The organism is Aequorivita nionensis, assembly GCF_046352995.1.
In the GTDB taxonomy this organism is placed as follows: Bacteria; Bacteroidota; Bacteroidia; order Flavobacteriales; family Flavobacteriaceae; genus Aequorivita; species Aequorivita nionensis.
The window spans coordinates 703,185-726,501 of the sequence record NZ_CP130281.1 but is presented as its reverse complement, the minus strand read 5'-3'; the positions used below and the strand labels follow the sequence as shown (position 1 = coordinate 726,501).

Sequence of the window (23,317 nt, the reverse complement as noted above, 5' to 3'; positions counted from 1 at the left end):
GTAAGTTTCATAATGGTCAGCAATGTTTCGCTGGCACAGGATACGACCGCAGTCGGAAACGAGATGGGAAGAATGGACCTTCCCACCCCTACCAGCATCCAGGATTTATATACATATGATCCTATAACGGACAGATATATTTACACCCAAACTTTGGGTAGTTTTAATATAACATACCCAATCATTCTTACACCCCAAGAATATCAGCGCCTCATTCAAGAGGAGCAGATGAAGGCATACTTCAAGCAGAAGATTGATGCTGCTGATGGTAGAAAAGAAGGTTCTGAGGAAGAGCAGAAAAACCTACTTCCAACTTTTTATGTGAATGGAAGTTTCTTTGAATCTGTTTTTGGTGGAAATACTATTGAGGTAATCCCGCAAGGTTCTGTTGAAATGGACCTTGGTTTGCTTTATACCAAACAAGATAACCCACAGTATTCACCACGAAACCGAAGCAATTTCTCTTTTGATTTTGATCAACGAATTAGCTTAAGCCTTTTGGCAAAAGTGGGAACAAGACTTCAGGTTACTGCAAATTATGATACTGAAAGTACTTTTGATTTCCAGAATCAGATAAAGTTGGAATACACTCCAACAGAAGATGATATCATTCAAAAAATTGAAGTGGGTAACGTGAGTATGCCGCTAAATAGTTCTTTGATTCAAGGAGCGCAAAGCCTTTTTGGGGTAAAAACACAGCTTCAGTTTGGTAAGACTACCATTACAGGGGTTTTCTCTGAACAAAAATCAGAAACAAGAACAGTTACTGCTGAAGGGGGTGCCACAATCACGGATTATGAACTTTTCGCCTTAGATTATGACGATAACCGCCACTTTTTCTTGTCTCATTATTTTAGGGACAACTATGACCGTGCTTTAAAACAATATCCATTTATAAATAGCAATGTCCAGATTACAAGAATGGAAGTTTGGATAACTAACCGAACCAGCCGTACTGAAAATGTGCGAAACATTGTGGCAATTCAGGATATTGGTGAATCCGATCCAACAAATATTGGATTGAACACCCCGCCAGGTGGATTTATTAGAGCAACCCGAAATGCCTATCCTGACAACACCAACAACCTTTTTAATCCTTTTGGAATAAATGGTAGTGAGCCATCATTACTAAACCCAGCAATCCGAGATGTAGCAAGTGTACGTCAAGGGTTCACAGGTTTGCAGGTAAATGAAGGCACAGACTATGTTACTTTAGAAAATGCCCGAAGATTGGATTCAGGTGAATATTCCCTTAATTCACAACTTGGTTATATATCATTAAACCAACGCTTGACCAATGATGAAGTTTTAGCGGTATCATTTCAATTTACCGTTAATGGAAAGGTTTATCAAGTGGGTGAATTTTCTAATGATGGTGTAGAAGCAAACGGTGGAACAAATAATAATAATGGCGGCGGTGGAAACCCTCCAGGCGGCGAAGTTGGTCTTGCCCAAAACCTAGTTGTAAAACTTTTAAAGAGCAGCATCACCAATGTACAGGAACCAGCTTGGGACTTGATGATGAAAAACATCTACCCAATTGGCGCATACCAACTTGAAAAGGAAGATTTTAGGCTGAATATACTTTATACAGACCCTTCACCACTTAATTATATAGAGCAAGCGCAAGGAGGGCCAGAACTCCCTGATGATGTTAAGAATCAGATTCTCTTAAAAGTATTCAATGTTGATAGGTTGAACTTCAACAATGATCCAGTGCAGGGCGGGGATGGCTTTTTTGATTTTCTTCCGGGAATAACTGTAGATGCTCAAAACGGGCGAATTATTTTTACAACGGTGGAACCTTTTGGAAAACACTTATTTGAAAAATTGAATGTGCCTTCCATTCCGGCTACTTATGATATGCCAGCTACCTACAATGCAAACCAAGCAAAATACGTTTTCCGAACACTTTACACGGGAACGAAAACACAGGCAGAACAACAGGAAAGTGAGAAAAATAAATTTCAGTTAAAGGGAAGTTACAAATCTACGGGAGCAGATGGAATTCCTATTGGGGCTTTCAATATTCCGCAAGGTTCCGTTACCGTTACCGCTGGAGGAAGAACTTTGGTAGAAGGTGTTGATTATACCGTTAACTATCAATTGGGAAGGGTTCAAATTTTGGATCCGTCGTTGCTAAACAGTAATATTCCAATTTCTGTGAGCACGGAAAACAATTCACTTTTTGGACAACAGAGCAAACGTTTTACAGGCTTGAATGTAGAGCATAAGTTTAATGATAAGTTATTGGTGGGCGCAACTTACGTAAACCTTAACGAACGGCCATTAACGCAAAAATCATCTTATGGTGTAGAGCCCATAAACAATAGTATTTATGGGATAAATGTGAATTATTCAACAGAGGTTCCATTTCTTACCAGAATGGTGAACCATCTTCCAAATATTGATACTGATGTTGAATCCAACATTTCTTTGCGTGGAGAATTTGCATACTTAAACCCGGGTGCTCCAAAGGTTTCCGACTTTGATGGAAAAACCACCGTATATGTGGATGATTTTGAATCTTCACAAACCGGTAATGACATTAGCACACCTTCCAGTTGGTCATTATCCAGTACTCCTGTGGGCTATGGCGGTGAATTGTCTAATGATAACTTAGGATACAATTATAATCGTGCAAAATTGGCTTGGTATACTATTGATCCTATTTTCTACAGTAGCCAACGTCCTGAAGGTATTAATGACGAAGATCTTTCTTCTCCATTTACACGTCGTGTTTTTAGGAACGAAATTTTCCCTCTAGAAGATATTATTCAAGGACAAACTCAGGCTTTGTTCACTTTAGATTTGGCGTATTATCCATCTGTGAGAGGTGAATATAACTATAACCCCGAAGCTGCAGGCGGCAATACATTGCCTAATCCTGAAGATCGTTTTGGAGGGATAATGCGACAATTGACTACCACTGATTTTGAAAAATCGAATGTTGAATACATCCAATTTTGGGTGATGGATCCATTCATTTACGAAGAAAACAACGGAAATCCAGGAGGATCCTTAAACTTTAATCTTGGAAGCATTTCGGAAGATGTACTGAAAGACGGAAGAAAACAATACGAAAACGGATTGCCTAAAGATGGATTGAATGGCAATACAACCTCAACAGCTTGGGGTAAAGTGCCAACCAATCAATCGTTAGTTTACACTTTTGATACTGCGGATAGTCAAGAACGCACCAACCAAGATATTGGTTTGGATGGTTTAAATAATGCGGATGAAAGTGCAAAGTTTCCAGCTTTTGGAGGCCTTCCAGATCCAGCAAACGACGATTATCAATATTTCTTGCAAGCTGACGGGAATATTTTGAACCGCTATTTAAAATATAATGGAACACAAGGAAACTCTCCATTAGAAGTTAGCAACACAAACCGAGGAAGCACCGCCCAGCCCGATGTGGAAGACATTAATCGTGACAATACCATGAACACGATTGACAGCTATTTTGAATACAATGTTCCTATGTTCCCCGGGATGAACAGAGAAAACAACAGATATATTTCAGATGTAAAAAGTCAAGATATAACCACCCCAGATAATAATACTATCCCAGTTCGTTGGGTGCAATTCAAAATTCCTATTAGCAAGCCTGATCAGGCCGTTAATGGTATTTCAGATTTTAGGTCTATCCGTTTTATGCGAATGTTCCTTTCACAGTTTTCACAAAATACCGTATTGCGTTTCGGTACCATGGAATTGATTCGCGGCGATTACAGAAGGTTTGAAAAAACGTTGGACGAGATTACTTTTGAAGATCCTGCCAATGACGACACTGTTTTTGAAGTTGGTTCAGTAAGCATTGAAGAAAACGAAAACCGTGAACCTATTCCATATGTACTTCCTCCGGGACTTGAACGTGAGCAGTTAAACAACAACAATAACATTATTCGCGAAAATGAACAATCCCTTTCGTTGCGGGTTTGTGGTTTGGAGCAAAATGATGCCCGTGCTGTTTATAAAAATTTTAATGTGGATATGCGCCAGTATAAAAATCTGGAAATGTTCATTCACGCAGAATCTATTATAGACAATACCAATACAACAGAATTACAGGATGGTCAGTTGGTTGCGTTCATACGTTTAGGAAATGACCTTACCAATAATTATTACGAAGTTCAAATACCTTTAAATCCCACAAACTTTGGAGCCAGAACAGCTGATGAGATATGGCCACTTGCAAACCGTTTGAATTTACCATTGGAATTGCTTCAGCAAATAAAAACAAAAGTTCTTGGCGATTCGAGTTATGATCAAACTGAAGTGAATTTCTTCAACCAATCTGAACTTGATGGTGGAGGCTCCAATGGCGAAAACGAATTAAAAATAGGTATAAAAGGAAATCCAAGTTTTGGAAATGTCCGCACCATTATGCTAGGTGTAAGAAATACTACTAATGATGAACTATGCGGTGAAGTTTGGTTTAACGAACTTAGAATGTCGGAGCTTAAAAATAAAGGGGGCTGGGCAGCGGTAGTAAGTATGGATGCCAATATTGCAGATTTTGCAACCATTAGCGCCACCGGAAAAAGAAGCACCATTGGTTTTGGTTCTTTGGAACAAGGCCCAAACCAAAGAAGCCGCGAAGATTTTCAACAATATGGCGTAGTTACAAACTTGAATCTTGGACAACTATTGCCAAAAAAATGGGGAGTTCAACTTCCATTTAACTACGGGCGTTCAGAAGAATTGATAACACCGCAATACGATCCCGAATTCCAAGATATTGAATTGGAAACTAGGTTAGACAATACAGAGGATCAAGATGAAAAAGATAGAATAAAAAATCAATCAGTAAATTACACTAAGCGTGAAAGTGTAAACTTAATTGGGGTTCGTAAAGAACGAACTGGAGACTCGAAGGCTAAAATATATGATATAGAAAACTTTACAGGGTCTTTCTCATACAACCAAACAGACCATCACGATTTTGAGGTGGAAGATGCACTGGAACAAAACGTTCGCGTGGGGGCAACTTATAATTATAACTTCACAGCAAAACCAGTAGAGCCTTTCAAAAAGAATGACTCTCTGTTTATGGGAAAATACTGGAAGTTCTTGAAGGATTTCAATTTCAATTATTTACCGACCAATATTTCAGTAAGCTCTAATATTACAAGACAGTACAACGAGCAGAAATTTAGAGAGATAGACTTGCAGGCCGGTAATATTGGTTTGCCAAGATTATACCAACGCAATTACCTTTTTGATTGGCAATATACCATCAATCACAATTTGACCAAATCATTGCGATTAAACTTTACGTCTTCAAATAACATGATTGTAAATAATTATTTGAGTGATGACGGCGTGGTTAACAATGATATTGGAGTCTGGGATGGTTTCTTTGACGTGGGTGATCCGAACCAACATTTTCAATCCCTACAGTTAAACTATGATTTACCATTCAGCAAGTTTCCATTTCTGAAATTTATTAGAGCTACTTACTCTTATACTGGTGATTATCAATGGCAACGCGGAAGTCAGCAGTTCAATAATCTGCCTATCGAGTTGAGTGATGGAACCGTAAATACTTATAATTTGGGTAATTCTATCCAGAATGCAAGCACTCACCAAATTAACTCTAGCCTTGATATGAACGGTTTTTACCGTTATGTTGGACTTACTAAAATTAAGAAGAGCAAAGCGAAAAAGACTTCTGCTGGTCAAGGTGATGAAAAAGGTGATGGCAAAGAAGGAAAAGAAGGTAGAGAAGGCAAATTGGAAGCTGAAGAAAAAGGCGCGCTTTCAAATGGAAAAACTGGTTCGCCAAGCGTTCTTGGAAGAGGCGCTGGTGCTGAAGGAGGTTTAAATGCGGGTGATAAAGTATTAAATACCGCCATTGGTTTTGCAACCATGCTGAAGAAAATACAATTCAACTATCAAGAAAACAATGGTATTTATTTACCAGGTTATACACCCTCTATTGGTTTTATTGGCACACTGAAACCAACTACTGGTTTTGTATTTGGAAGCCAAGCCGAAGTTAGGGATCTTGCCGCAAGAAAAGGATGGCTAACATTATATCCAGAATTTAACGAGCAATATACGGAAGTTGAAAGTCGCCAAATGGACATTCAAGCTAATTTGGAACCTATAAATGATTTGACTATTGACATAAATGGAAGCAGAATTTATTCTGAAAACTATGCTGAAAATTATATAGTTCAAGATGGTCTTTATAATTCGTTGACACCAAATACATATGGTAATTTCAACATTTCAACAGTCTTGATCAAAACCGCATTTAGCACGAGTGATGAAAACAGTTCTGCTGCTTTTGATGAATTCCGAAGCAATAGATTGACCATTGCAAATAGACTTGCAGAAGATTATTACCAAGGACGTGCAATTCCTAGAGATACACTCGGGTATCCTGTTGGTTTTGGAAGAAATAGTCAAGATGTATTATTACCTTCTTTCCTAGCTGCATATAAAGGAAGTAATGCTTCAAAAGAGAAAACAGGAATATTTAGGGACATTCCACTTCCCAATTGGGATATTAAATATACTGGTTTGATGAATATTCCTTGGTTTAAGAAAAACTTTAAACGTTTTTCTCTTGCCCATGGATATAGAGCCAGCTATACAGTTAACCAGTTTCAATCTAATTTAGATTACGACCCGAATAATCCAGAGGCGCCAGATCAAGCAGGAAATTTTAAAGCCAAAACGTTATTGACCAATGTAAACTTGACGGAACAATTTTCCCCTTTATTGCGTTTGGATTTTGAAATGAACAATTCAGTAAAGATTCTTGCCGAAATGCGAAAAGATCGTGCCCTTTCTATGAGCTTCGCCAACAACTTGCTTACTGAAATAAAAGGAAATGAATACATAGTGGGTCTTGGATACAGAGTAAAAGACTTGCGAATTTCCACCAATTTTGGTGGAAAGAAATCAGTCATAACCAGTGATTTGAATTTTAAGGTCGATCTTTCAAGAAGAGATAACGTAACCATCATAAGGTATTTAGATATTGAAAACAACCAAACCACGGCTGGGCAGACCATCTATGGTGCACAGTTGTCCATAGATTATGCTTTGAGCAAAAATCTAACGGCATTGTTCTATTATGACCATACATTCTCTAAATATGCCATCTCCACGGCATTCCCACAAACAACAATTAGAAGTGGATTTACACTTCGCTACAACTTTGGAAACTAAGAATTTATATACTGATTTATTATGAAAATACCATCAAATTTAAAATACACAAAGGACCATGAATGGGTACTAATTGAAGGCGATTTAGCAACTGTTGGAGTGACTGATTTTGCTCAGGGTGAGCTCGGCGATATTGTTTATGTAGAGGTTGAAACCGTTGGAGATACTATGGATAAAGATGAAGTGTTCGGAACAGTTGAAGCTGTAAAAACGGTTTCAGATTTGTTTTTGCCACTTTCTGGTGAAATCATAGAATTTAATGAATCACTTGAGTCTGAACCCGAAAAAGTAAACACTGATGCTTATGGCGAGGGCTGGATGATAAAGTTGAAAATTTCAAACCCTGATGAAATAGCAGAACTTTTGGATGATGCCGCATATAAAGCACTTATTGGCGGATAAGCCACTTTTATTTATTGCAATACTGTACAGTTGTTTTATTTCGTTTCTGTTCTTTATTCCTAGCCAAGATTTGCCTAATGTCCACTTTTCAGCATTAGATAAAATAGTCCACATTTTAATTTATTTTATTTTAGTGAATCTTTGGATGTTGTATTTATATATAAGAAACGGCTTCCAGTTCAAAAATAAATGGGGCTTGATCTTATTGCTTTCAGTATTGCTTTATGGCATAATAATTGAGATATTACAAGGGCTGCTAACAATTTCGCGCAGTGCAGATATTTTTGATGTAGTAGCGAACTTAATTGGCTCATTCATTGGAATCTATTTTTTCAAAAGCATAAAAAATAAATTTAAAGCTTAAAATTTCAATTAAGTTTTAAATTGAATGATAATTTCTATATTTTAGCAACAAGTTAAACCCACTATTATGGAACCCAAAAAAAATCCGAAAGCAGACGTTAGTCGCAAGAGCATGCTCTTTTTCCAACTCGGAATGGTTGTTATGCTTTTCCTAGCTTGGCAGGCAATTGAATGGAAATCTTATGATAAATCCGATAATGACTTCGGAAAACTAGATGTAGGCGAAGATCTTGAAGAAGAAATCCCGATTACACAGCAGTTAACACCGCCACCGCCACCGCCACCGCCGCCACCAGCGCCAGAGGTTATTGAGGTTATGGAAGATGAAGTGGAAGAAGAAGAAACCGTAATAAAGTCTACCGAGGCAAAACAAGATGAAAAAATTGTTGAAGTTAAGGAGATTAAAGAAGAGGTTGTGGAAGAAGAAATTGCAGATGTTCCTTTCGCGGTAATTGAAAATGTGCCTATTTATCCAGGCTGCGAAAATGAAAAAGGAAATGATGCAAAAAAGAAATGCATGTCCTCAAAAATTAGTGAGTTTATCAATAAAAAATTCAATACTGATTTGGCTTCAGATCTTGGATTAGATGGAAGACAGCGTATTGCCGTTCAGTTTAAAATTGATAAAAACGGAAGGGTAATAGATGTTCGTGCTCGTGCTCCACACCCCAGATTGGAAAAGGAAGCTGTTAGCGTAGTGCAATCCCTACCGAATATGACCCCAGGAAAACAACGTGGGAAACCAGTTGGAGTACTTTATTCACTTCCAATAGTTTTTGATATTCAATAAATAATTATAGAAATTTTTTAAAACCCCGTATTTGTATAAGCAAATACGGGGTTTTTTCGTTTTGGCACAAGAGTTGTATTTCATATAAATGTAACCCTTTAAATTTTTACATTATGAAAACAACAACAAAAAATACCCGAAACAAAAGAGCCGAAAAAAAGCAAATTAACATCAATTGGAATTCGCGTTTGTTTTTCCAAATCGGTGTCATTGCCAGTTTGTTGATTGTTTTTTTCATAATGCAAACTAATTTTGAATTGAATGTTGCAGAATTTAAACAGCCAACTTCTAGCGGTATTGAAGAACTGCCGATGATAATCTATACAATTGATGTTGACAAGCCTAAGCCCGCAGAACCAATTAAAAAGGTAATTGAGAAACAGGTCCCAACAAAAAAAATAGTAACTAGCAACACTATTGTTGTAACTCCAGATGCAACTACTGATGTTGAAACTCCTATTACAGCCACAGACGTTCCAGTGATTGATTCACCAGAGCCTGTTAATACTACGGAAGTTGATCCTGTGGATGCCAAACCAAAAAATATCATGAATGTAGAGTTTGTTCCGGTTTTTCCTGGTTGCGAATCTTTGGGGTCAAATGCAGAAAAGGTGGAATGTATGTCATCTAAAATAAATTCGTTCATCAATAAAAACTTTAGAAAGGAAGTATTGGAGAATCTGAACGCAAACGAGACCTATAAGATTTATGTAAATTTCAAAATAGACTCGAAAGGATATGTAACAGATGTGAAGGCAAACTCACACAATGAAAACTTAAAGAAAGAAGCGCAACGTGTTATCAATACCTTCCCGACCATGAAACCAGGGAAACAAGGAAATAAAAATGTTGAAGTACTTTACACAGTGCCCATCATTTTTAAGATTCGGTAATATATTTTTATAAAAATGGAAGGCTCCCAACAAAAGGGAGCCTTTTTTGAATTTAGTCATTACAAAAAAACTGTATCTTTCGGCATTAAACATTCAAACCACGATGAAGCAGTTTATATTTCTTTTTGTTTTTTGTTTTTCAGTAGTTTCTTTTGCGCAGGTTACTTCAGCCCAATATGAAAAATATCCGGTTTTTAAGGAATGTGCCAATACAGATGTTGATGCTTTAGAAAGTTGTTTTAAAAATACGCTACAGCAATTCATTTTTGAGAACTTCAAGGTCTCTGAAAAAGTTTTTTCGGAAAATTATAAAGGAAATGTGAATGTTTTGTTTGAAGTAACAAAAGATGGAAAATTCAAAGTATTATATGTTGATGGAATTTATGATGAATTAAAAGAAGAAGCCAGGCGTGTTTTTGAATTGCTTCCAACAGTAGAACCTGCAACTTATAACGGTTCTCCTGCATATGTACAATTCACATTGCCTATTGCTATTCCACTGGTGGCGCCCGGAGAAAGCATTGTGCAAACCGAGGAAATTTCAAAGAAGAATGAAAGGGAAGCGCTGGTTAATGAATATGATGCACTTGAAAATCTTCCTTATAATAACGAAGAGTATAAAAGCAATATAAACATTCCGTTATCTCACCATAATTACAGTCTTTTTGATTCAGCTTTAAACCGAGTAGGCCTTAACAATCACACTGCCCAAAAGCCTTATGTTTATAGTGAAGTAAATAAATACTACGATTTTGAAGCCGCTAACAAAGAAATTTTGAAAAGCAAAACTTCGTGGTTCGGTAGAAAACTTTGGAATGAACACCTGGTTACAATTAAAGGGAAAGACTATTGGCTAACCCTTGATGCGGGCGTTGATCTGCAGGCTGGAAAAGATTTTGATGCTAATATTGACACCTATAACAACACTCGGTTGGTCTATACACAGGGTAGCATTGGGAAACAAATTGGTTTTTTTGGTGTTATCTATGAAAGCCAAGGTCGCTTTGCGGATTATTTTAACAGATATGCTGAGTCTATTCGCCCAGATGGGGGAAACCCAGCAATCATTCCGGGGCGTGGAATAGCAAAAGAATTCAAATCTGACTCTTATGACTATCCTATTGCAACGGGGCATATTTCCTATACGCCTTCAAAATATTTCAACATTCAGTTGGGCCATGGCAAAACATTTCTTGGAGATGGGTATCGTTCTCTATTTACCAGTGATAATGCCAGTCCATACCCGTTTTTCAAGATAAATACTACTTTTTGGAAATTGAAATACACCAACACCTGGATGTCATTGCGCGATGTTCGCCCAGAGGTTACTGAAGACGGTTCTTTCCGAACAAAATATATGGCAAACCATTATTTGAGCTACAACATTACTAAGCGATTAAATATAGGTCTCTTTGAATCTGTATTATGGCAAAATGACAACAACCGTGGTTTTGACGTCAACTATCTTAACCCAATAATTTTCTACCGTGCCATCGAGTTTTCAACGGGGTCAAGGGGAGGTAATGCCTTGATTGGTATAAGCGCCAAATATAAAGTGAATGATCGCATAAATGCTTATGGGCAGTTTATTATTGATGAATTCTCTACCAGTGATGTTTTTGGTGGAAAAGGAAGTTATAAAAACAAAACGGGCTATCAGCTTGGGTTGAAATATTACGATGCCTTCGGTTTAAAAAACCTTTATTTACAAACTGAGTACAACAGAGTGCGGCCTTACACTTATTCACACAATACTGTGGTGCTTAATTATGGTCACAACAATCAATCTATGGCGCATACTCTTGGAGCCAATTTTTCTGAATTTATAACCATTGCACGCTACCAAAGAGGAAGAATTTATGGTGATGCCAAGTTCATAATAGCAAAACGTGGCTTTGAGTTCAATACGGCAGAAGACTCATTCTTTTATGGTGGAAATATATACGGAAATGAAGATGACCGTGTTTCTGATAATGGCAATGATTTGGCTCAAGGTAATACAACCAACTTTTTCCATACTGAAGTTCAAGCGGGTTATGTAATTAATCCTGCAACCAACTTAAAGATTTATGGAAGCTTTATTTTCAGAAGTTTTGATCCAGAGATTGATACCGAAACCGTTTTTAAGACCCAAACAACTTGGGTGAATTTTGGAATACGCACAGATCTGTTTAATTGTTATTATGATTTTTGATAAAATCTAATCAAAACAATATCAAGTTGAGTTTAAGAGAAATTCCTAATTGTTAATTTTTCTCTTTTTTCTCTTGCTCTTTAATCATTTTTTCAACTTTTTCTCGGGCTTGTTTGTTTTTTTCGGCATTGTTTTCAATAGATTTTCGTTCTGCGGCAACACTTTTGTAAATCGTTCTTAAAAAAGCTTCGGTGCTTATGTAGCCATTGCCATAACCCTCTGCATCATACTCCTTTGTTAAATCGGTCATTTTTGCAACTTCGTCTTCAGTCTTTTTTTCGATGTAATTCGCATATACTCTTTTGTAAACAATAGATACCATATCAATAGATTTTATGAGATCTTTATAAGTGCCCACATTGCCGTGCCCAGGTATAATTTGAGTATCCTCATTAATTATCAACCTTGCTTTTTCCATTCCATTAATATAGCCCGTTAAGCTACCTCCATTTTCAATATCGATAAAGGGATATTTTCCATTAAAGAAAACATCACCAGTGTGCAAAACGTTGCTATCTGTAAAATAAACCATTGCATCGCCATCAGTATGGGCGTTGTGCACGTGGAAAACATATATTTTTTCACCATTAAAATAAAATGTAAGGTCTTCCGCAAAAGTGACTAAAGGAAGTGCTTCTTGTGGAATTTTTTTGGCTTCTCGTCTAATCATTCCTTGTAATCTATTGCGAACATTTTCCTGTGAAAAGATTACAGTTCCGGTTTCTGCCATTGCTGCGTTACCACCTGTATGGTCTCCATGAAAATGTGTGTTTACCAAAAAACGAACAGGTTTATCGCTCTTCTTTTTAATTTCTTCTTGAATTTGCTCAATGCCGTCCGTATATTGGTCATCTATCATAAAAATACCATCATTGCCAAAACTGAGCCCAATATTGCCGCCATTACCCTGAAGCATGTAGATATTGTTGTGCACTTTTATAAGTGAAATATTTGCTTTCTTTCCGGTATCGGTTTGTGCGAATGCTGATAAAACGAAAAATAGAAAGACAGTATTTAGGATCAACTTGGAAAACATATTTTTTTGGTTTTAAAATTGGTTGAAAATACTAAAAATGCTGAAATAACACATAACATTGTCAAGAATATATTGCGGAAAAATTACAGGAAGCGTATCTTTGCCCAGCCTAAAAAAAAGAGCTTGTCTGTTACCCAATCACAATCAATTGCCCAATCCGTTGTTAGGAATTTTATCGAAATCACCAAACTTCGACTTTCCGTAAGCGTAGTATTCTCATCTGTTGCGGGTTATTTGCTTGGAGCAGATTCCATTGATTTTTATATACTTTTCTTATTGTGCGTTGGTGGATACTGTATGGTGGGTGCTTCAAATGTTTATAATCAAATAATTGAGCGCGATCTTGATGCTTTAATGGAGCGCACCAAAAACAGGCCGCTTCCCGCTGGCCAAATGACAGTTCAGTCAGCCTTTATTCTTGCGGTTATTTTAACGGTTGTTGGCATAGTGGTCCTTTATTCCATCAACCCTATAACAGCAATGTTTGGAGCTATTTCCATTTTTATGTATGTTAGTCTATACACGCCTTTAAAGACAAAAACGCCACTTTCTGTTTTTGTTGGTGCTTTTCCTGGAGCCATCCCTTTTATGTTGGGTTGGGTTGCTGCTACGGGCGAATTTGGTATTGAACCGGGAACCTTGTTTATGATTCAATTTTTTTGGCAATTTCCACACTTTTGGGCCATCGGTTGGTTTCTTTTTGAAGATTATAAAAAAGGAGGCTTTTTTATGCTTCCCAACGGAAAACGTGATAAAGGCACGGCAATTCAAGTGATTTTATACACAATTTGGACAGTTCTCGTGTCGATCATTCCAGTTTTGGGAATTACAGGAAAACTTTTCTTGACCCCAATTTCAGGAATTTTGATTGGTGTTTTAGGAATTGGGCTTATCTATTACTCCCTTCGACTTTACAGAGAAAAAACATCAAAAGCTGCCAAACAACTTATGCTTGCAAGTGTCAGCTACATCACATTGTTGCAAATAATCTATGTGGCTGATAAATTTTTAAGATAAATGAAGCTGGGTGAGAAAGGTCTATGTTTAGAAATAAATTAGCAAATCCAGAACTAACGAATTAACAAATAATAAAATGGATTTAACCGAAGGAACTGAAGAAACCAAAAAAAACAGAGCAAAAAAAAATATACTCTGGTTTGGTATTATTAGCTTAACGATGAGTTTTGCTGGTCTCACAAGTGCTTACGTAGTAAGTAAGGAAAGACCAGACTGGATTTCAAGTTTTGAAATGCCACAAGCTTTCTATGTAAGTCTTGTCTTAATAATTGTAAGTAGTTTTACTGTCTTTTTTGCACTCAGGTCAATCAAAAAGCAACAAAACGCTCTCGGAATGTTTCTTTTGATTGCCACTTTTTTACTGGGTGTTCTGTTTGTTGTGTTTCAGTTTGTCGGATTTTCCGAAATTGTAGCAAGCGGGTATAATTTTACGGGACCCACAAGTAGTATTACCACTTCTTTTATTTATTTGGTGGTTCTATTACATGTGGCACACGTTTTTGGAGGGCTGATAGCACTTTTAGTTGTAATTTATAATCATTATAAACTAAAATATAAAAACGGTAAAACCCTTGGTGTTGAACTTGCTGCAACTTTTTGGCATTTTGTGGATGTAGTGTGGATTTACCTGTTTTTATTTTTATATTTCGTTAAATAAAAATTAAACGTATTTTTGAACCTTTATTTAAAACCAAATTATTTTTATGGAAGCTACTGTTGTTAAAACAGGTACCGAAGGAAAAACCTGGGGCGGTGGAAACGATCCGCTAAAAGCAAGTTATGGCAAGATGATGATGTGGTTTTTCATCCTTTCTGATGCCTTAACTTTTTCAGGATTTCTTGCCGCTTACGGATTTTCAAGATTCAAATTTGTAGATGCTTGGCCAATTCCGGATGAAGTGTTTACTCACTTTCCATTTTTACATGGGGTTGATGCGCCAATGTTTTATGTAGCGTTTATGACCTTTGTTTTGATTTTTTCATCGGTAACTATGGTTTTGGCCGTAGATGCAGGTCATAAAATGAAACAAAACAAGGTAATCCTTTATTTATTCCTTACCATAATCGGTGGGCTTATTTTCTTGGGCTCACAAGCTTGGGAGTGGGCAACTTTTATTAAAGGAGATTATGGCGCAATAGAAACCAAAGGGGGTCAAATTATTCAATTTTTGGATAAGGATGGCGAACGTGTTGCAATTCGTGATTTTGCCGCTATGGCCTCTGGTGAACGCGCTGAACAAACAAAGGAAAATGGAATTTGGTTTAAAAATGAAGCCGAATATTACCCTAGTGTTTCCTATGAGCAGGTAAAAGCAGGATTTTTGGCCAATGACAATATTTTAGTAAGAATTCAACATAAGGATGAGCACGGACATCATATTATTCTAAACCGCGAAGAATCCATTGCAAAAGTTGTGAATGACGGTGCTATGGTTGTGGAAGGAGCAAACCTTCGCCACAACGAATATGGCCACCCACTTTTTGCAGACTTTTTCTTCTTTATTACCGGTTTCCACGGTTTTCACGTTGCTACTGGGGTTTTGATAAACTGTATTATATTTTTCAATGTAATATTAGGCACCTACGAACGCCGTGGCCATTATGAAATGGTTGAAAAAGTAGGACTGTACTGGCACTTTGTAGATTTAGTATGGGTATTTGTATTTACATTCTTTTATCTTGTATAAAATTTTTATAGTAGAAAAATGGCACACGAACAAGCACATAAATTAGAAATATTTAGAGGAGCATTAAAGTTCAAATCAAACATAAGTAAGATTTGGGGAGTATTTATAGTACTTTCCATAGTTACCATTGTAGAGGTTGCGTTGGGTATTATTCGTCCAGCCTTTTTGGTGGACCACCACTTTTTAGCCCTAAAACTTCTAAACTGGATATTTATAATCCTTACGCTTTTTAAAGCTTATTACATTACTTGGGACTTTATGCACATGCGCGACGAGACCTCAGGGCTTCGTAGAGCGGTAATCTGGACCGCAGTTTTCCTAATCATATATTTGGTTACGTTAATATTGATTGAAGGCGATTATATTTTTGAAGTTTATAAGAATGGATATATAAAATTTGATTTTTAAACCTATCCATAACATTTAATGAAAAGCCCTCTTTTTTGAGGGCTTTTTTTATGAATCAAATTTTAAAATTAACACCCAAAACATTGCCTAACCCCCTTTTACCCTGTATTTTTGCAAAAGCAAAAAATTGCGAAAATGAAGAAGTATATTGTCCTCAGCATCTTGTTTATACTGCCCATAACGGCATACATTTTTTTTGCAATGAGCACCAATTATTTTAAACCATTGCCGGTCTTAACACCTTCGGTTGCCGAGTTGGATGGGTTTAAAGATCTCGATGGAAAATCAGTCCAATTGGAAAACCGTATTACGGTTTTAGGTTTTTTTGGTAATAATTTGGAGGATCACAGAGCATATGCTTATAACCTTGCGCAAAAAATTTACAGCAAGAACCACGAGTTTAAAGAATTTCAATTTGTAATCCTTTTACCAGAAGGTACAGAAGCACAAGCTAAAAACATTGAACAAAAACTGAAACAAATAGCACCTACAGATGCGTGGTTTTTCGCTTTTGGTCCTGAAACGGACATCGAGCGGGTTTTTCACTCACTTAATTCCAACCTTGCACTGGATTCCAATCTTTCCAGCCCCTATGTTTTCATAATAGACAAAGAACGAAGCCTTCGGGGAAGGAAAGATGACGAGGATGCAGGAGTGATGTATGGTTTTGACTCCAGCAACATAGCGGAAATAAATAACAAAATGAGTGACGACGTGAAAGTGCTTCTTGCAGAATACAGACGCGCTTTGAAGAAGTATAAATCCAACCGAGAAATATAAAAATAGGAAATAGAGAAAAGAATAAAGGTTTTTTATTTTTCAAATAACAGACAACAAAAAGTTTAACCGTGAAAAAAAATTATTCATATATAGGCATTTCGTTCATTATTTTAATTTTTGGTATTTGGGCAGTGCCAAAAATAGTTGATACTCTTTCAAAATCCAATCTTGAAACGATTGGCGCTGTGCCAACTTTTAGTTTTACAGACCAAAACGGAAAAACAATCACAAATAAAGATTATGAAGGCAAAGTATATGTAGTTGAGTTTTTCTTCACTACTTGCCCCAGCATTTGTCCAATTATGACTGAAAACATGATCAAGATTCAAAACGAATTTTTGGGCAACCCCAAAGTTGGCATGGCTTCGTTTTCCATTGATCCAGAACACGACACTCCTGAGGTTTTAAAGGAATATGCCAAAAATAAAGGGATTACAAAATTACAATGGCATCTGTTGACAGGTGAAAAGGAGGAAATATTTAAACTTGCCAATCAAGGTTTCAATCTATATGTAGGCCAAGTAGCGGAAGCAGAAGGTGGTTTTGAACACTCTGGCTTTTTCGCATTGATAGACCAAAAAGGGAACATACGTTCCCGTAAAGACGAAAGTGGAAACCCAATGATTTATTACGATGGACTGGACGATAAGCAGATCCAAATGTTGAAAGAGGACATCAAAAATCTTTTGTAAGAAATGCAAGCTTCAGAAATAGACACAAAGAAATATAACATTTGGATTTGGATTCTCTCCATTGCTATTCCTATGGCAGTTGCTGTCTTGTTTTCAGTAAAAATACCCGGAGTGGAACGTTTGGGGTTTCTTCCTCCCATTTATGCAACTATTAATGGTATAACTGCTATTCTTTTGGTAATTGCGGTTTATCAGATTAGAAAAGGAAACAGAAAACTGCACGAACGCTTAATGAAAACAGCAATCGGCTGCTCTGTTTTGTTTCTATTACTCTATATAGCTTATCATATGACCTCAGATTCAACCGTCTATGGCGGTGAAGGAATGTTGAAATATATATATTATTTTATTCTTTTGACGCATATTTTGTTGTCCATCATCGTTATACCTTTTGTGCTGATAACCTATGTTCGTGCCATTTCAGGACAGTTTTATAAACACCGAAAAATTGCTCGTATCACCTATCCGTTATGGCTCTATGTGGCTGTAAGTGGCGTAATTGTTTATTTAATGATCTCACCCTATTATTGAGATATAAAAATGAGAAAAGAAAAGGATAGAGTTGACTTTAATAACATCAAACAAAGAGTAACTAGAAACACAATAAATGAAACTTAAACTTCTTTTTTTAGTATTGCTTCTTTTTTTTATTGCGCTTCCTGCTGAAGCCCAATGTGCAATGTGTCGTGCGGTTTTAGAGAGTGAAGAAGGAGGGCAAACAGCTAAAGGTATCAATAACGGAATTGTTTATCTTATGATTTTTCCATATCTGTTAATTGGTGGTGTTGGTTATGCTATCTACAGAAGCCGAAAGAAAGCCCGCTCTGAGGAAAACTCCTAATGTTTTCTTTATTACTGTAACAATCCGCGTTTTTTAGAGTCTTATAAAAAACCAATAACCATTCTTTTCAAGTCTTAACAAGAATTTCACATATAGAAGGGAATTTCCCCTTTATTTTGTAATCCAACAATTTTCAGGATGATAGAGATCAAAAACCTTCATAAATCATATCACATGGGCAAAAATTCGCTCCATGTTTTAAAAGGCATCAACTTTTCGGTTTCCGAAGGAGAAATGGTTTCCATTATGGGTTCTTCCGGATCAGGAAAATCTACTTTACTCAATATTCTCGGTATTCTTGACGAAGCAGATGAAGGTACTTACACTCTTGACGGCACATTGATTAAAAACCTGAATGAAAAAGTTGCTGCAAAATATCGCAATAAGTTCCTTGGTTTCATTTTTCAGTCTTTCAACCTTATCAATTATAAATCGGCATTGGATAATGTGGCTATGCCTCTTTATTATCAAGGCGTAAAAAGAAATGTCCGCACTGAAAAAGCGATGCACTATTTGGAAAAAGTGGGTTTGGCAGATTGGGCTTCGCATCTTCCCAACGAACTTTCGGGAGGACAAAAGCAACGTGTGGCTATTGCGCGTGCCTTGGCCAGTGATCCAAAAGTATTGCTTGCTGATGAACCCACAGGAGCACTTGATTCCAAAACCTCTTACGAAGTAATGGAACTCATACAAGGTATAAACGATGAAGGAAAAACCATCTTGATCGTTACACATGAAGACGATATTGCACACATGACCAAACGTATTGTTAATCTTAAGGATGGAATCATCATTGACGATTCCAAAGTGAATCAAGTACGCGCCAAAACCGAAGCCTATGTTTAATATTGAACGCTGGCAGGAAATTTTTGAAGCAATCCGTAAAAACAAGCTGCGAACTTTTTTAACGGGTCTTTCTGTTGCTTCAGGTATTTTTATTTTGGTCATTTTGCTCGCCATTGGTCAAGGAATGTCTAACGGAGTTGAAAAGGAATTTGAAAGAGACGCCACCAACCGTATCAGCGTTTGGACGAACGTAACTTCAGTAGAATATAAAGGCCTCAACCCTGGTCGAATTATTGAAATGGATAATCGTGATTATGAAATGGCGGTTACCAAAAACAGCGATAAATTAGACCTTAAATCTGGCGTTTACAGTAGATGGGGACAATTAACGACTTATAAAAAAGAAAGCGGAAGTTATAGAGTGGAAGGCGTTCGGGCTGATTACCAATTTTTGGAAAATGCAACGCTGGTAGCAGGTAGGTTTATAAACCAAAGTGATTTGAACACCTATGAAAAAGTTGCTATAATAGGAAACCAAGTCTATTTGGATCTTTTCAAAGATAAAAATGCTCTTGGCGAATATGTTGACATCGCGAGTATAAAGTTTAAAGTTGTTGGAATTTACAGTGATCCGGGTGGAGAACGCGAAGAAACCCGAATTTTTATTCCATTAACTACAGCACAGCGTGTTTATAATGCAGGCGATAAGCTTAGATCATTAGCGTTTACACTTGAAAAGCAAGATAAATATGAAGATGCCTTGGCAGCTTCCGAGGCTTTTTCGGCACAATTAACAGCAGACCTAAAAGCCAAACACACCATTGCTCCAACTGATGAAAGAGCCGTAAACGTAAACAACACCTTAGAGAACACAAAAAAGTTTTACGACCTCAATAATATGATTCGTTGGTTCTTTTGGGGCGTGGGTATTTGTACCATCATAGCAGGAGTAGTTGGGGTTAGCAATATTATGCTAATCATTGTTAAAGAACGCACTAAGGAAATAGGCATCCGCAAAGCCATTGGTGCTCAACCTTGGTCTATTATTGGAATGATACTGCACGAATCTATTTTTGTTACCGCAATAGCAGGTTTCGTTGGGCTTATTTTTAGTTTGTTTTTATTGCAGCTTGTGGGTCCTCTTATTGAAACGGACTATATCCGCAATCCTTCCGTAGATTTTTCAGTTGCAATTACAACTGTAATAATTCTCGTTGTTGCCGGTGCTCTCGCTGGTTTTTTTCCAGCATACAGAGCAGCAAATATTAAACCAATAGAAGCTTTGCGCGATGAGTAAACTATTTAGTAGAGACAGTTGGGCGGAAATTCTTGAAGCCTTGAGCAGTAATTGGTTTAGGACCGTTTTAACTGCTTTCGGTGTGCTTTGGGGAATTTTCATCTTAGTTATTCTGCTCGCCGCTGGCAATGGATTAGAAAACGGCATAAAACAAGGTTTCAGCGGTATGGCTACCAATTCTATGTTTATGTGGTCCCAAACCGCTTCACAGCCCTATAAAGGTTTGCCGAAGGGACGCCGATATAATTTTAAAACCGACGATGTTCCTGCCATTAAGCAAAATGTGCAAGGGCTTCGTTTTGTTTCACCGAGAAATCAATTGGGTGGTTTTAGAGGCAGTAATAATGTGGTTCGAGGTCTTCAAACAGGTGCTTTCAATGTGTATGGCGATTACCCTGAAATAATCCAACAGCAACCGATGGACATAACTTCAGGGAGATTTATAAATTACTCAGACATTAACGAAAAAAGAAAAGTAGCCATCATTGGCAGTGGCGTTCAAAGTGCTTTATATGAACCAAGAGAGGAAGTTATTGGATCTTACATTAAAATAAACGGCGTCAACTTTTTGGTTATTGGCACCTACAAAAAGAAAGGAAACAACGGCGACCCTGAAGAAATGCAAAAGGAAATTTATGTTCCCTTTACAGCTTTTTCCCAGGCGTTCAATATGGGTGACATTGTTGGCTGGATGGCGATCACCGCCCAAGATGGTTATTCTATTACCGAATTGAAGTCACAAATTTTTGATATAATAAAAACGCGTCATACCATAAATCCAAATGATGATCGCGCCGTAGGTAATTTTGATCTTTACCAAGAATACAGCAAAATAAATGGTTTGTTTACGGCACTCAATTTTGTTGCTTATTTTGTTGGTATTCTCGTGCTACTTTCGGGAATTATCGGCATTAGCAATATTATGTTGATTGTGGTGAAAGAACGCACAAAAGAAATAGGCATCCGTCGTGCACTTGGCGCAACACCTTGGAGCATACGCGCACAAATTTTATTGGAATCGATATTTTTAACCATCGTTTCCGGGATGGCTGGAATAGTATTAGCATCCGCTGTGCTTTGGTTGGTAAACTATCAACTCAGTACTATAGACACCAGCGAGATGATGTTTATAAACCCATCGGTGAACATAGGTGTAGTCTTTATAGCACTTACTATTTTGATAGTTTCCGGACTTTTGGCAGGATTGATTCCTGCTCAAAACGCCATAAAGATTAGACCTGTTGAAGCATTAAGAACTGAATAGAAACGAATAATGGAATTGATAACAGATCCAAGAGTCGATGAGGTTTTTAAAAACTATCCAAAAATGGTGAAACAACAAATGCTTCAACTTAGGGATTTGGTTTTAAAAACAGCTTCCGAAACCAATGGCGTTGAAAAACTGGAAGAAACCCTTAAATGGGGTGAGCCAAGTTATGTAACAAAACACGGAAGCACGCTACGTATGGATTGGAAAGAAAAAAATCCAGACCAATTCGCAGTGTATTTTAAATGCACCTCTAAATTGGTACCGACATTTAAAAAAGTCTATAAGGACAAATTCAATTTTGAGAAAAATAGAGCCATTGTGTTTAAATTAAATGAAGAAATACCTGAAACTGAATTGAAGCATTGCATCAGTATGGCCTTGACATACCATAAAATAAAACATTTACCATTATTGAACACTTAAGTTTAAAACTTAAAACAGAAAAATCATCAATTAGAGAATAATTCCAACAATCAAAAAAAATGAAAAAAACAAAAACCATAATCATCCTCGTCACAATTGCAGTATTATTTGTGGTTTCAATGTACTGGCTATATTCCAAAAACATTGAAGACCCTGTGGTTTACGAAACGGAAAAACCCGTTATGGGCTCCATCGTTAAAAAAACTGTAGCCACAGGAAGCATCGTTCCTAAAGAAGAAGTGCTTATTAAACCAAACATTTCAGGAATTATTGATGAGATATTTGTGGAAGCCGGTGAAATAGTAAAAGCTGGTGATTTGATAGCAAAAGTGAAAGTGGTGCCAAATGTTTCTTCATTGAACAGTGCGAAGAACAATATCAATAGCGTTCGGACACAAGTGGAAACCGCCAGACTTGCTTTTGAAAACCAAAAAAATATCTACAACCGTCAGAAAGAACTTTTTGAAAAAGGTGTGATTTCTGCAAATGAGTTTGATACTGCACAATTATCATATGATCAAGCCCAGCAAAGACTTAAACAGGAACAAGTAGGCCTTACTGCCGCAAATCAGAACTATGACATTGTAAAAACTGGAACAACCAGCGGCATGGGTTCTTCGGCAAATACTGAAATTCGCGCTACGGTTTCAGGAATGGTACTGGATGTTCCGGTGAAAACAGGAAACCAGGTGATTGAATCAAACAATTTTAATGATGGTACCACAATCGCTACTTTGGCAGATGTTGACAAAATGATTTTTGAAGGAAAAGTAGACGAAAGTGAAGTTGGAAAAATAAAGGAAGGCCTTCCTCTAGAAATTACAGTTGGAGCCATTCCCGATAAAACTTTTAATGCCGAACTGGATTATATAGCTCCAAAAGGAGTGGATGAAAATGGTGCAATCCAGTTTGAAATAAAAGGTACTATGAAAAACTTGGACACAACCAATACGTTTATCCGCGCTGGTTTAAGTGCAAATGCTTCCATTATTCTCGCCAAAGCCGAAAATGTGATAACCATAAAAGAAGCCTTGGTTCAGTATGATCCAAAAACTGAAATGCCTTTTATAGAAGTAATGATTGGCGACCAAAAATTTGAAAGAAGAGATGTAACCTTAGGTGTGAGTGATGGAATTGACGTTGAGGTAAAAAGTGGTGTTTCCAAAGATGACAACATAAAAGTTTGGAACCAACTGAAACCAGCAACACCAACGGGTGGAAAATGATAAAGACTTTTTTGTTTTATGTG

Annotated in this window: 20 protein-coding genes; 19 read left to right on the top strand and 1 reads right to left on the bottom strand. The window is 37.1% G+C overall.

The window, feature by feature from the left end:
* Positions 1-12 precede the first annotated feature (12 nt).
* The 6 genes from sprA (at position 13) to Q2U82_RS03265 (ending at position 11,830) form a co-directional block, all read left to right on the top strand.
* Positions 13-7,188, top strand: coding sequence for a cell surface protein SprA (gene sprA / locus Q2U82_RS03290; RefSeq protein ID WP_410007123.1), 7,176 nt, complete (start codon positions 13-15; stop codon positions 7,186-7,188).
* Between the two features lie 21 nt (positions 7,189-7,209).
* Positions 7,210-7,590: a glycine cleavage system protein GcvH gene (gene gcvH, locus Q2U82_RS03285; protein WP_410006298.1), complete on the top strand. Its 381-nt coding sequence runs from the start codon at positions 7,210-7,212 to the stop codon at positions 7,588-7,590.
* Complete coding sequence (locus Q2U82_RS03280; protein ID WP_410006297.1) at positions 7,556-7,954, top strand: VanZ family protein; 399 nt, start codon at positions 7,556-7,558, stop codon at positions 7,952-7,954. Before gcvH ends, Q2U82_RS03280 begins: the two co-directional genes overlap by 35 nt.
* Positions 7,955-8,020: 66 nt before the next feature.
* Positions 8,021-8,743: an energy transducer TonB gene (locus Q2U82_RS03275; RefSeq protein WP_410006296.1), complete on the top strand. Its 723-nt coding sequence runs from the start codon at positions 8,021-8,023 to the stop codon at positions 8,741-8,743.
* 113 nt (positions 8,744-8,856) lie between these two features.
* Positions 8,857-9,636: an energy transducer TonB gene (locus Q2U82_RS03270; protein WP_410006295.1), complete on the top strand. Its 780-nt coding sequence runs from the start codon at positions 8,857-8,859 to the stop codon at positions 9,634-9,636.
* Between the two features lie 103 nt (positions 9,637-9,739).
* On the top strand, positions 9,740-11,830 hold the full coding sequence (locus tag Q2U82_RS03265; RefSeq protein ID WP_410007122.1) for a gliding motility protein RemB: 2,091 nt from the start codon (positions 9,740-9,742) through the stop codon (positions 11,828-11,830).
* Between the two features lie 52 nt (positions 11,831-11,882).
* Here the strand turns inward: Q2U82_RS03265 and Q2U82_RS03260 are convergent, their stop codons facing one another.
* Positions 11,883-12,866 carry an MBL fold metallo-hydrolase gene (locus tag Q2U82_RS03260; RefSeq protein WP_410006294.1) on the bottom strand — a complete coding sequence of 328 codons (984 nt, stop codon included), beginning with the start codon at positions 12,864-12,866 and terminating at the stop codon, positions 11,883-11,885.
* Positions 12,867-12,989: 123 nt separating this feature from the next.
* Between Q2U82_RS03260 and cyoE the strand changes: the two genes are divergently transcribed.
* From cyoE to Q2U82_RS03195, 13 genes are all read left to right on the top strand, one after another.
* Entirely contained in the window at positions 12,990-13,883 is an 894-nt protein-coding gene (cyoE, locus tag Q2U82_RS03255; RefSeq protein WP_410007121.1) for a heme o synthase, read from the top strand.
* A 76-nt stretch (positions 13,884-13,959) separates the two neighbouring features.
* A complete protein-coding gene (locus Q2U82_RS03250) occupies positions 13,960-14,541 on the top strand; it encodes a heme-copper oxidase subunit III (RefSeq protein WP_410006293.1) in 582 nt (193 codons plus the stop codon).
* A 46-nt stretch (positions 14,542-14,587) separates the two neighbouring features.
* On the top strand, positions 14,588-15,571 hold the full coding sequence (locus Q2U82_RS03245) for a cytochrome c oxidase subunit 3 (protein ID WP_410006292.1): 984 nt from the start codon (positions 14,588-14,590) through the stop codon (positions 15,569-15,571).
* Between the two features lie 18 nt (positions 15,572-15,589).
* Positions 15,590-15,979: a cytochrome C oxidase subunit IV family protein gene (locus Q2U82_RS03240; RefSeq protein WP_410006291.1), complete on the top strand. Its 390-nt coding sequence runs from the start codon at positions 15,590-15,592 to the stop codon at positions 15,977-15,979.
* Positions 15,980-16,114: 135 nt separating this feature from the next.
* A complete protein-coding gene (locus Q2U82_RS03235; RefSeq protein ID WP_410006290.1) occupies positions 16,115-16,759 on the top strand; it encodes a hypothetical protein in 645 nt (214 codons plus the stop codon).
* Positions 16,760-16,827: 68 nt separating this feature from the next.
* The gene (locus Q2U82_RS03230; RefSeq protein WP_410006289.1) at positions 16,828-17,451 is read left to right on the top strand and encodes an SCO family protein; all 624 of its coding nucleotides are present in this window, start codon (positions 16,828-16,830) and stop codon (positions 17,449-17,451) included.
* Positions 17,452-17,454: 3 nt separating this feature from the next.
* On the top strand, positions 17,455-17,982 hold the full coding sequence (locus tag Q2U82_RS03225) for a DUF420 domain-containing protein (protein WP_410006288.1): 528 nt from the start codon (positions 17,455-17,457) through the stop codon (positions 17,980-17,982).
* Between the two features lie 76 nt (positions 17,983-18,058).
* Positions 18,059-18,292, top strand: coding sequence for a hypothetical protein (locus tag Q2U82_RS03220; RefSeq protein ID WP_410006287.1), 234 nt, complete (start codon positions 18,059-18,061; stop codon positions 18,290-18,292).
* A gap of 138 nt (positions 18,293-18,430) precedes the next feature.
* The gene (locus Q2U82_RS03215; protein ID WP_410006286.1) at positions 18,431-19,138 is read left to right on the top strand and encodes an ABC transporter ATP-binding protein; all 708 of its coding nucleotides are present in this window, start codon (positions 18,431-18,433) and stop codon (positions 19,136-19,138) included.
* Positions 19,131-20,375 carry an ABC transporter permease gene (locus Q2U82_RS03210; protein WP_410006285.1) on the top strand — a complete coding sequence of 415 codons (1,245 nt, stop codon included), beginning with the start codon at positions 19,131-19,133 and terminating at the stop codon, positions 20,373-20,375. Before Q2U82_RS03215 ends, Q2U82_RS03210 begins: the two co-directional genes overlap by 8 nt.
* Entirely contained in the window at positions 20,368-21,639 is a 1,272-nt protein-coding gene (locus tag Q2U82_RS03205) for an ABC transporter permease (RefSeq protein WP_410006284.1), read from the top strand. The genes Q2U82_RS03210 and Q2U82_RS03205 overlap by 8 nt, the downstream gene beginning before the upstream one ends.
* 9 nt (positions 21,640-21,648) lie before the next feature.
* Positions 21,649-22,068 (top strand): DUF1801 domain-containing protein, encoded by a 420-nt coding sequence (locus Q2U82_RS03200; RefSeq protein ID WP_410006283.1) that lies wholly within the window; start codon positions 21,649-21,651, stop codon positions 22,066-22,068.
* A 59-nt stretch (positions 22,069-22,127) separates the two neighbouring features.
* Entirely contained in the window at positions 22,128-23,294 is a 1,167-nt protein-coding gene (locus Q2U82_RS03195; RefSeq protein WP_410006282.1) for an efflux RND transporter periplasmic adaptor subunit, read from the top strand.
* Positions 23,295-23,317: the final 23 nt, after the last annotated feature.

Bases quoted from the DNA above. Each gene is read 5' to 3' on its own strand.
- sprA (WP_410007123.1), top strand. From the start codon at position 13: ATGGTCAGCAATGTTTCGCTGGCACAGGATACGACCGCAGTCGGAAAC.
- gcvH (WP_410006298.1), top strand. From the start codon at position 7,210: ATGAAAATACCATCAAATTTAAAATACACAAAGGACCATGAATGGGTA.
- Q2U82_RS03280 (WP_410006297.1), top strand. From the start codon at position 7,556: ATGATGCCGCATATAAAGCACTTATTGGCGGATAAGCCACTTTTATTT.
- Q2U82_RS03275 (WP_410006296.1), top strand. From the start codon at position 8,021: ATGGAACCCAAAAAAAATCCGAAAGCAGACGTTAGTCGCAAGAGCATG.
- Q2U82_RS03270 (WP_410006295.1), top strand. From the start codon at position 8,857: ATGAAAACAACAACAAAAAATACCCGAAACAAAAGAGCCGAAAAAAAG.
- Q2U82_RS03265 (WP_410007122.1), top strand. From the start codon at position 9,740: ATGAAGCAGTTTATATTTCTTTTTGTTTTTTGTTTTTCAGTAGTTTCT.
- Q2U82_RS03260 (WP_410006294.1), bottom strand. From the start codon at position 12,866: ATGTTTTCCAAGTTGATCCTAAATACTGTCTTTCTATTTTTCGTTTTA.
- Q2U82_RS03250 (WP_410006293.1), top strand. From the start codon at position 13,960: ATGGATTTAACCGAAGGAACTGAAGAAACCAAAAAAAACAGAGCAAAA.
- Q2U82_RS03245 (WP_410006292.1), top strand. From the start codon at position 14,588: ATGGAAGCTACTGTTGTTAAAACAGGTACCGAAGGAAAAACCTGGGGC.
- Q2U82_RS03240 (WP_410006291.1), top strand. From the start codon at position 15,590: ATGGCACACGAACAAGCACATAAATTAGAAATATTTAGAGGAGCATTA.
- Q2U82_RS03235 (WP_410006290.1), top strand. From the start codon at position 16,115: ATGAAGAAGTATATTGTCCTCAGCATCTTGTTTATACTGCCCATAACG.
- Q2U82_RS03225 (WP_410006288.1), top strand. From the start codon at position 17,455: ATGCAAGCTTCAGAAATAGACACAAAGAAATATAACATTTGGATTTGG.
- Q2U82_RS03220 (WP_410006287.1), top strand. From the start codon at position 18,059: ATGAAACTTAAACTTCTTTTTTTAGTATTGCTTCTTTTTTTTATTGCG.
- Q2U82_RS03215 (WP_410006286.1), top strand. From the start codon at position 18,431: ATGATAGAGATCAAAAACCTTCATAAATCATATCACATGGGCAAAAAT.
- Q2U82_RS03210 (WP_410006285.1), top strand. From the start codon at position 19,131: ATGTTTAATATTGAACGCTGGCAGGAAATTTTTGAAGCAATCCGTAAA.
- Q2U82_RS03205 (WP_410006284.1), top strand. From the start codon at position 20,368: ATGAGTAAACTATTTAGTAGAGACAGTTGGGCGGAAATTCTTGAAGCC.
- Q2U82_RS03200 (WP_410006283.1), top strand. From the start codon at position 21,649: ATGGAATTGATAACAGATCCAAGAGTCGATGAGGTTTTTAAAAACTAT.
- Q2U82_RS03195 (WP_410006282.1), top strand. From the start codon at position 22,128: ATGAAAAAAACAAAAACCATAATCATCCTCGTCACAATTGCAGTATTA.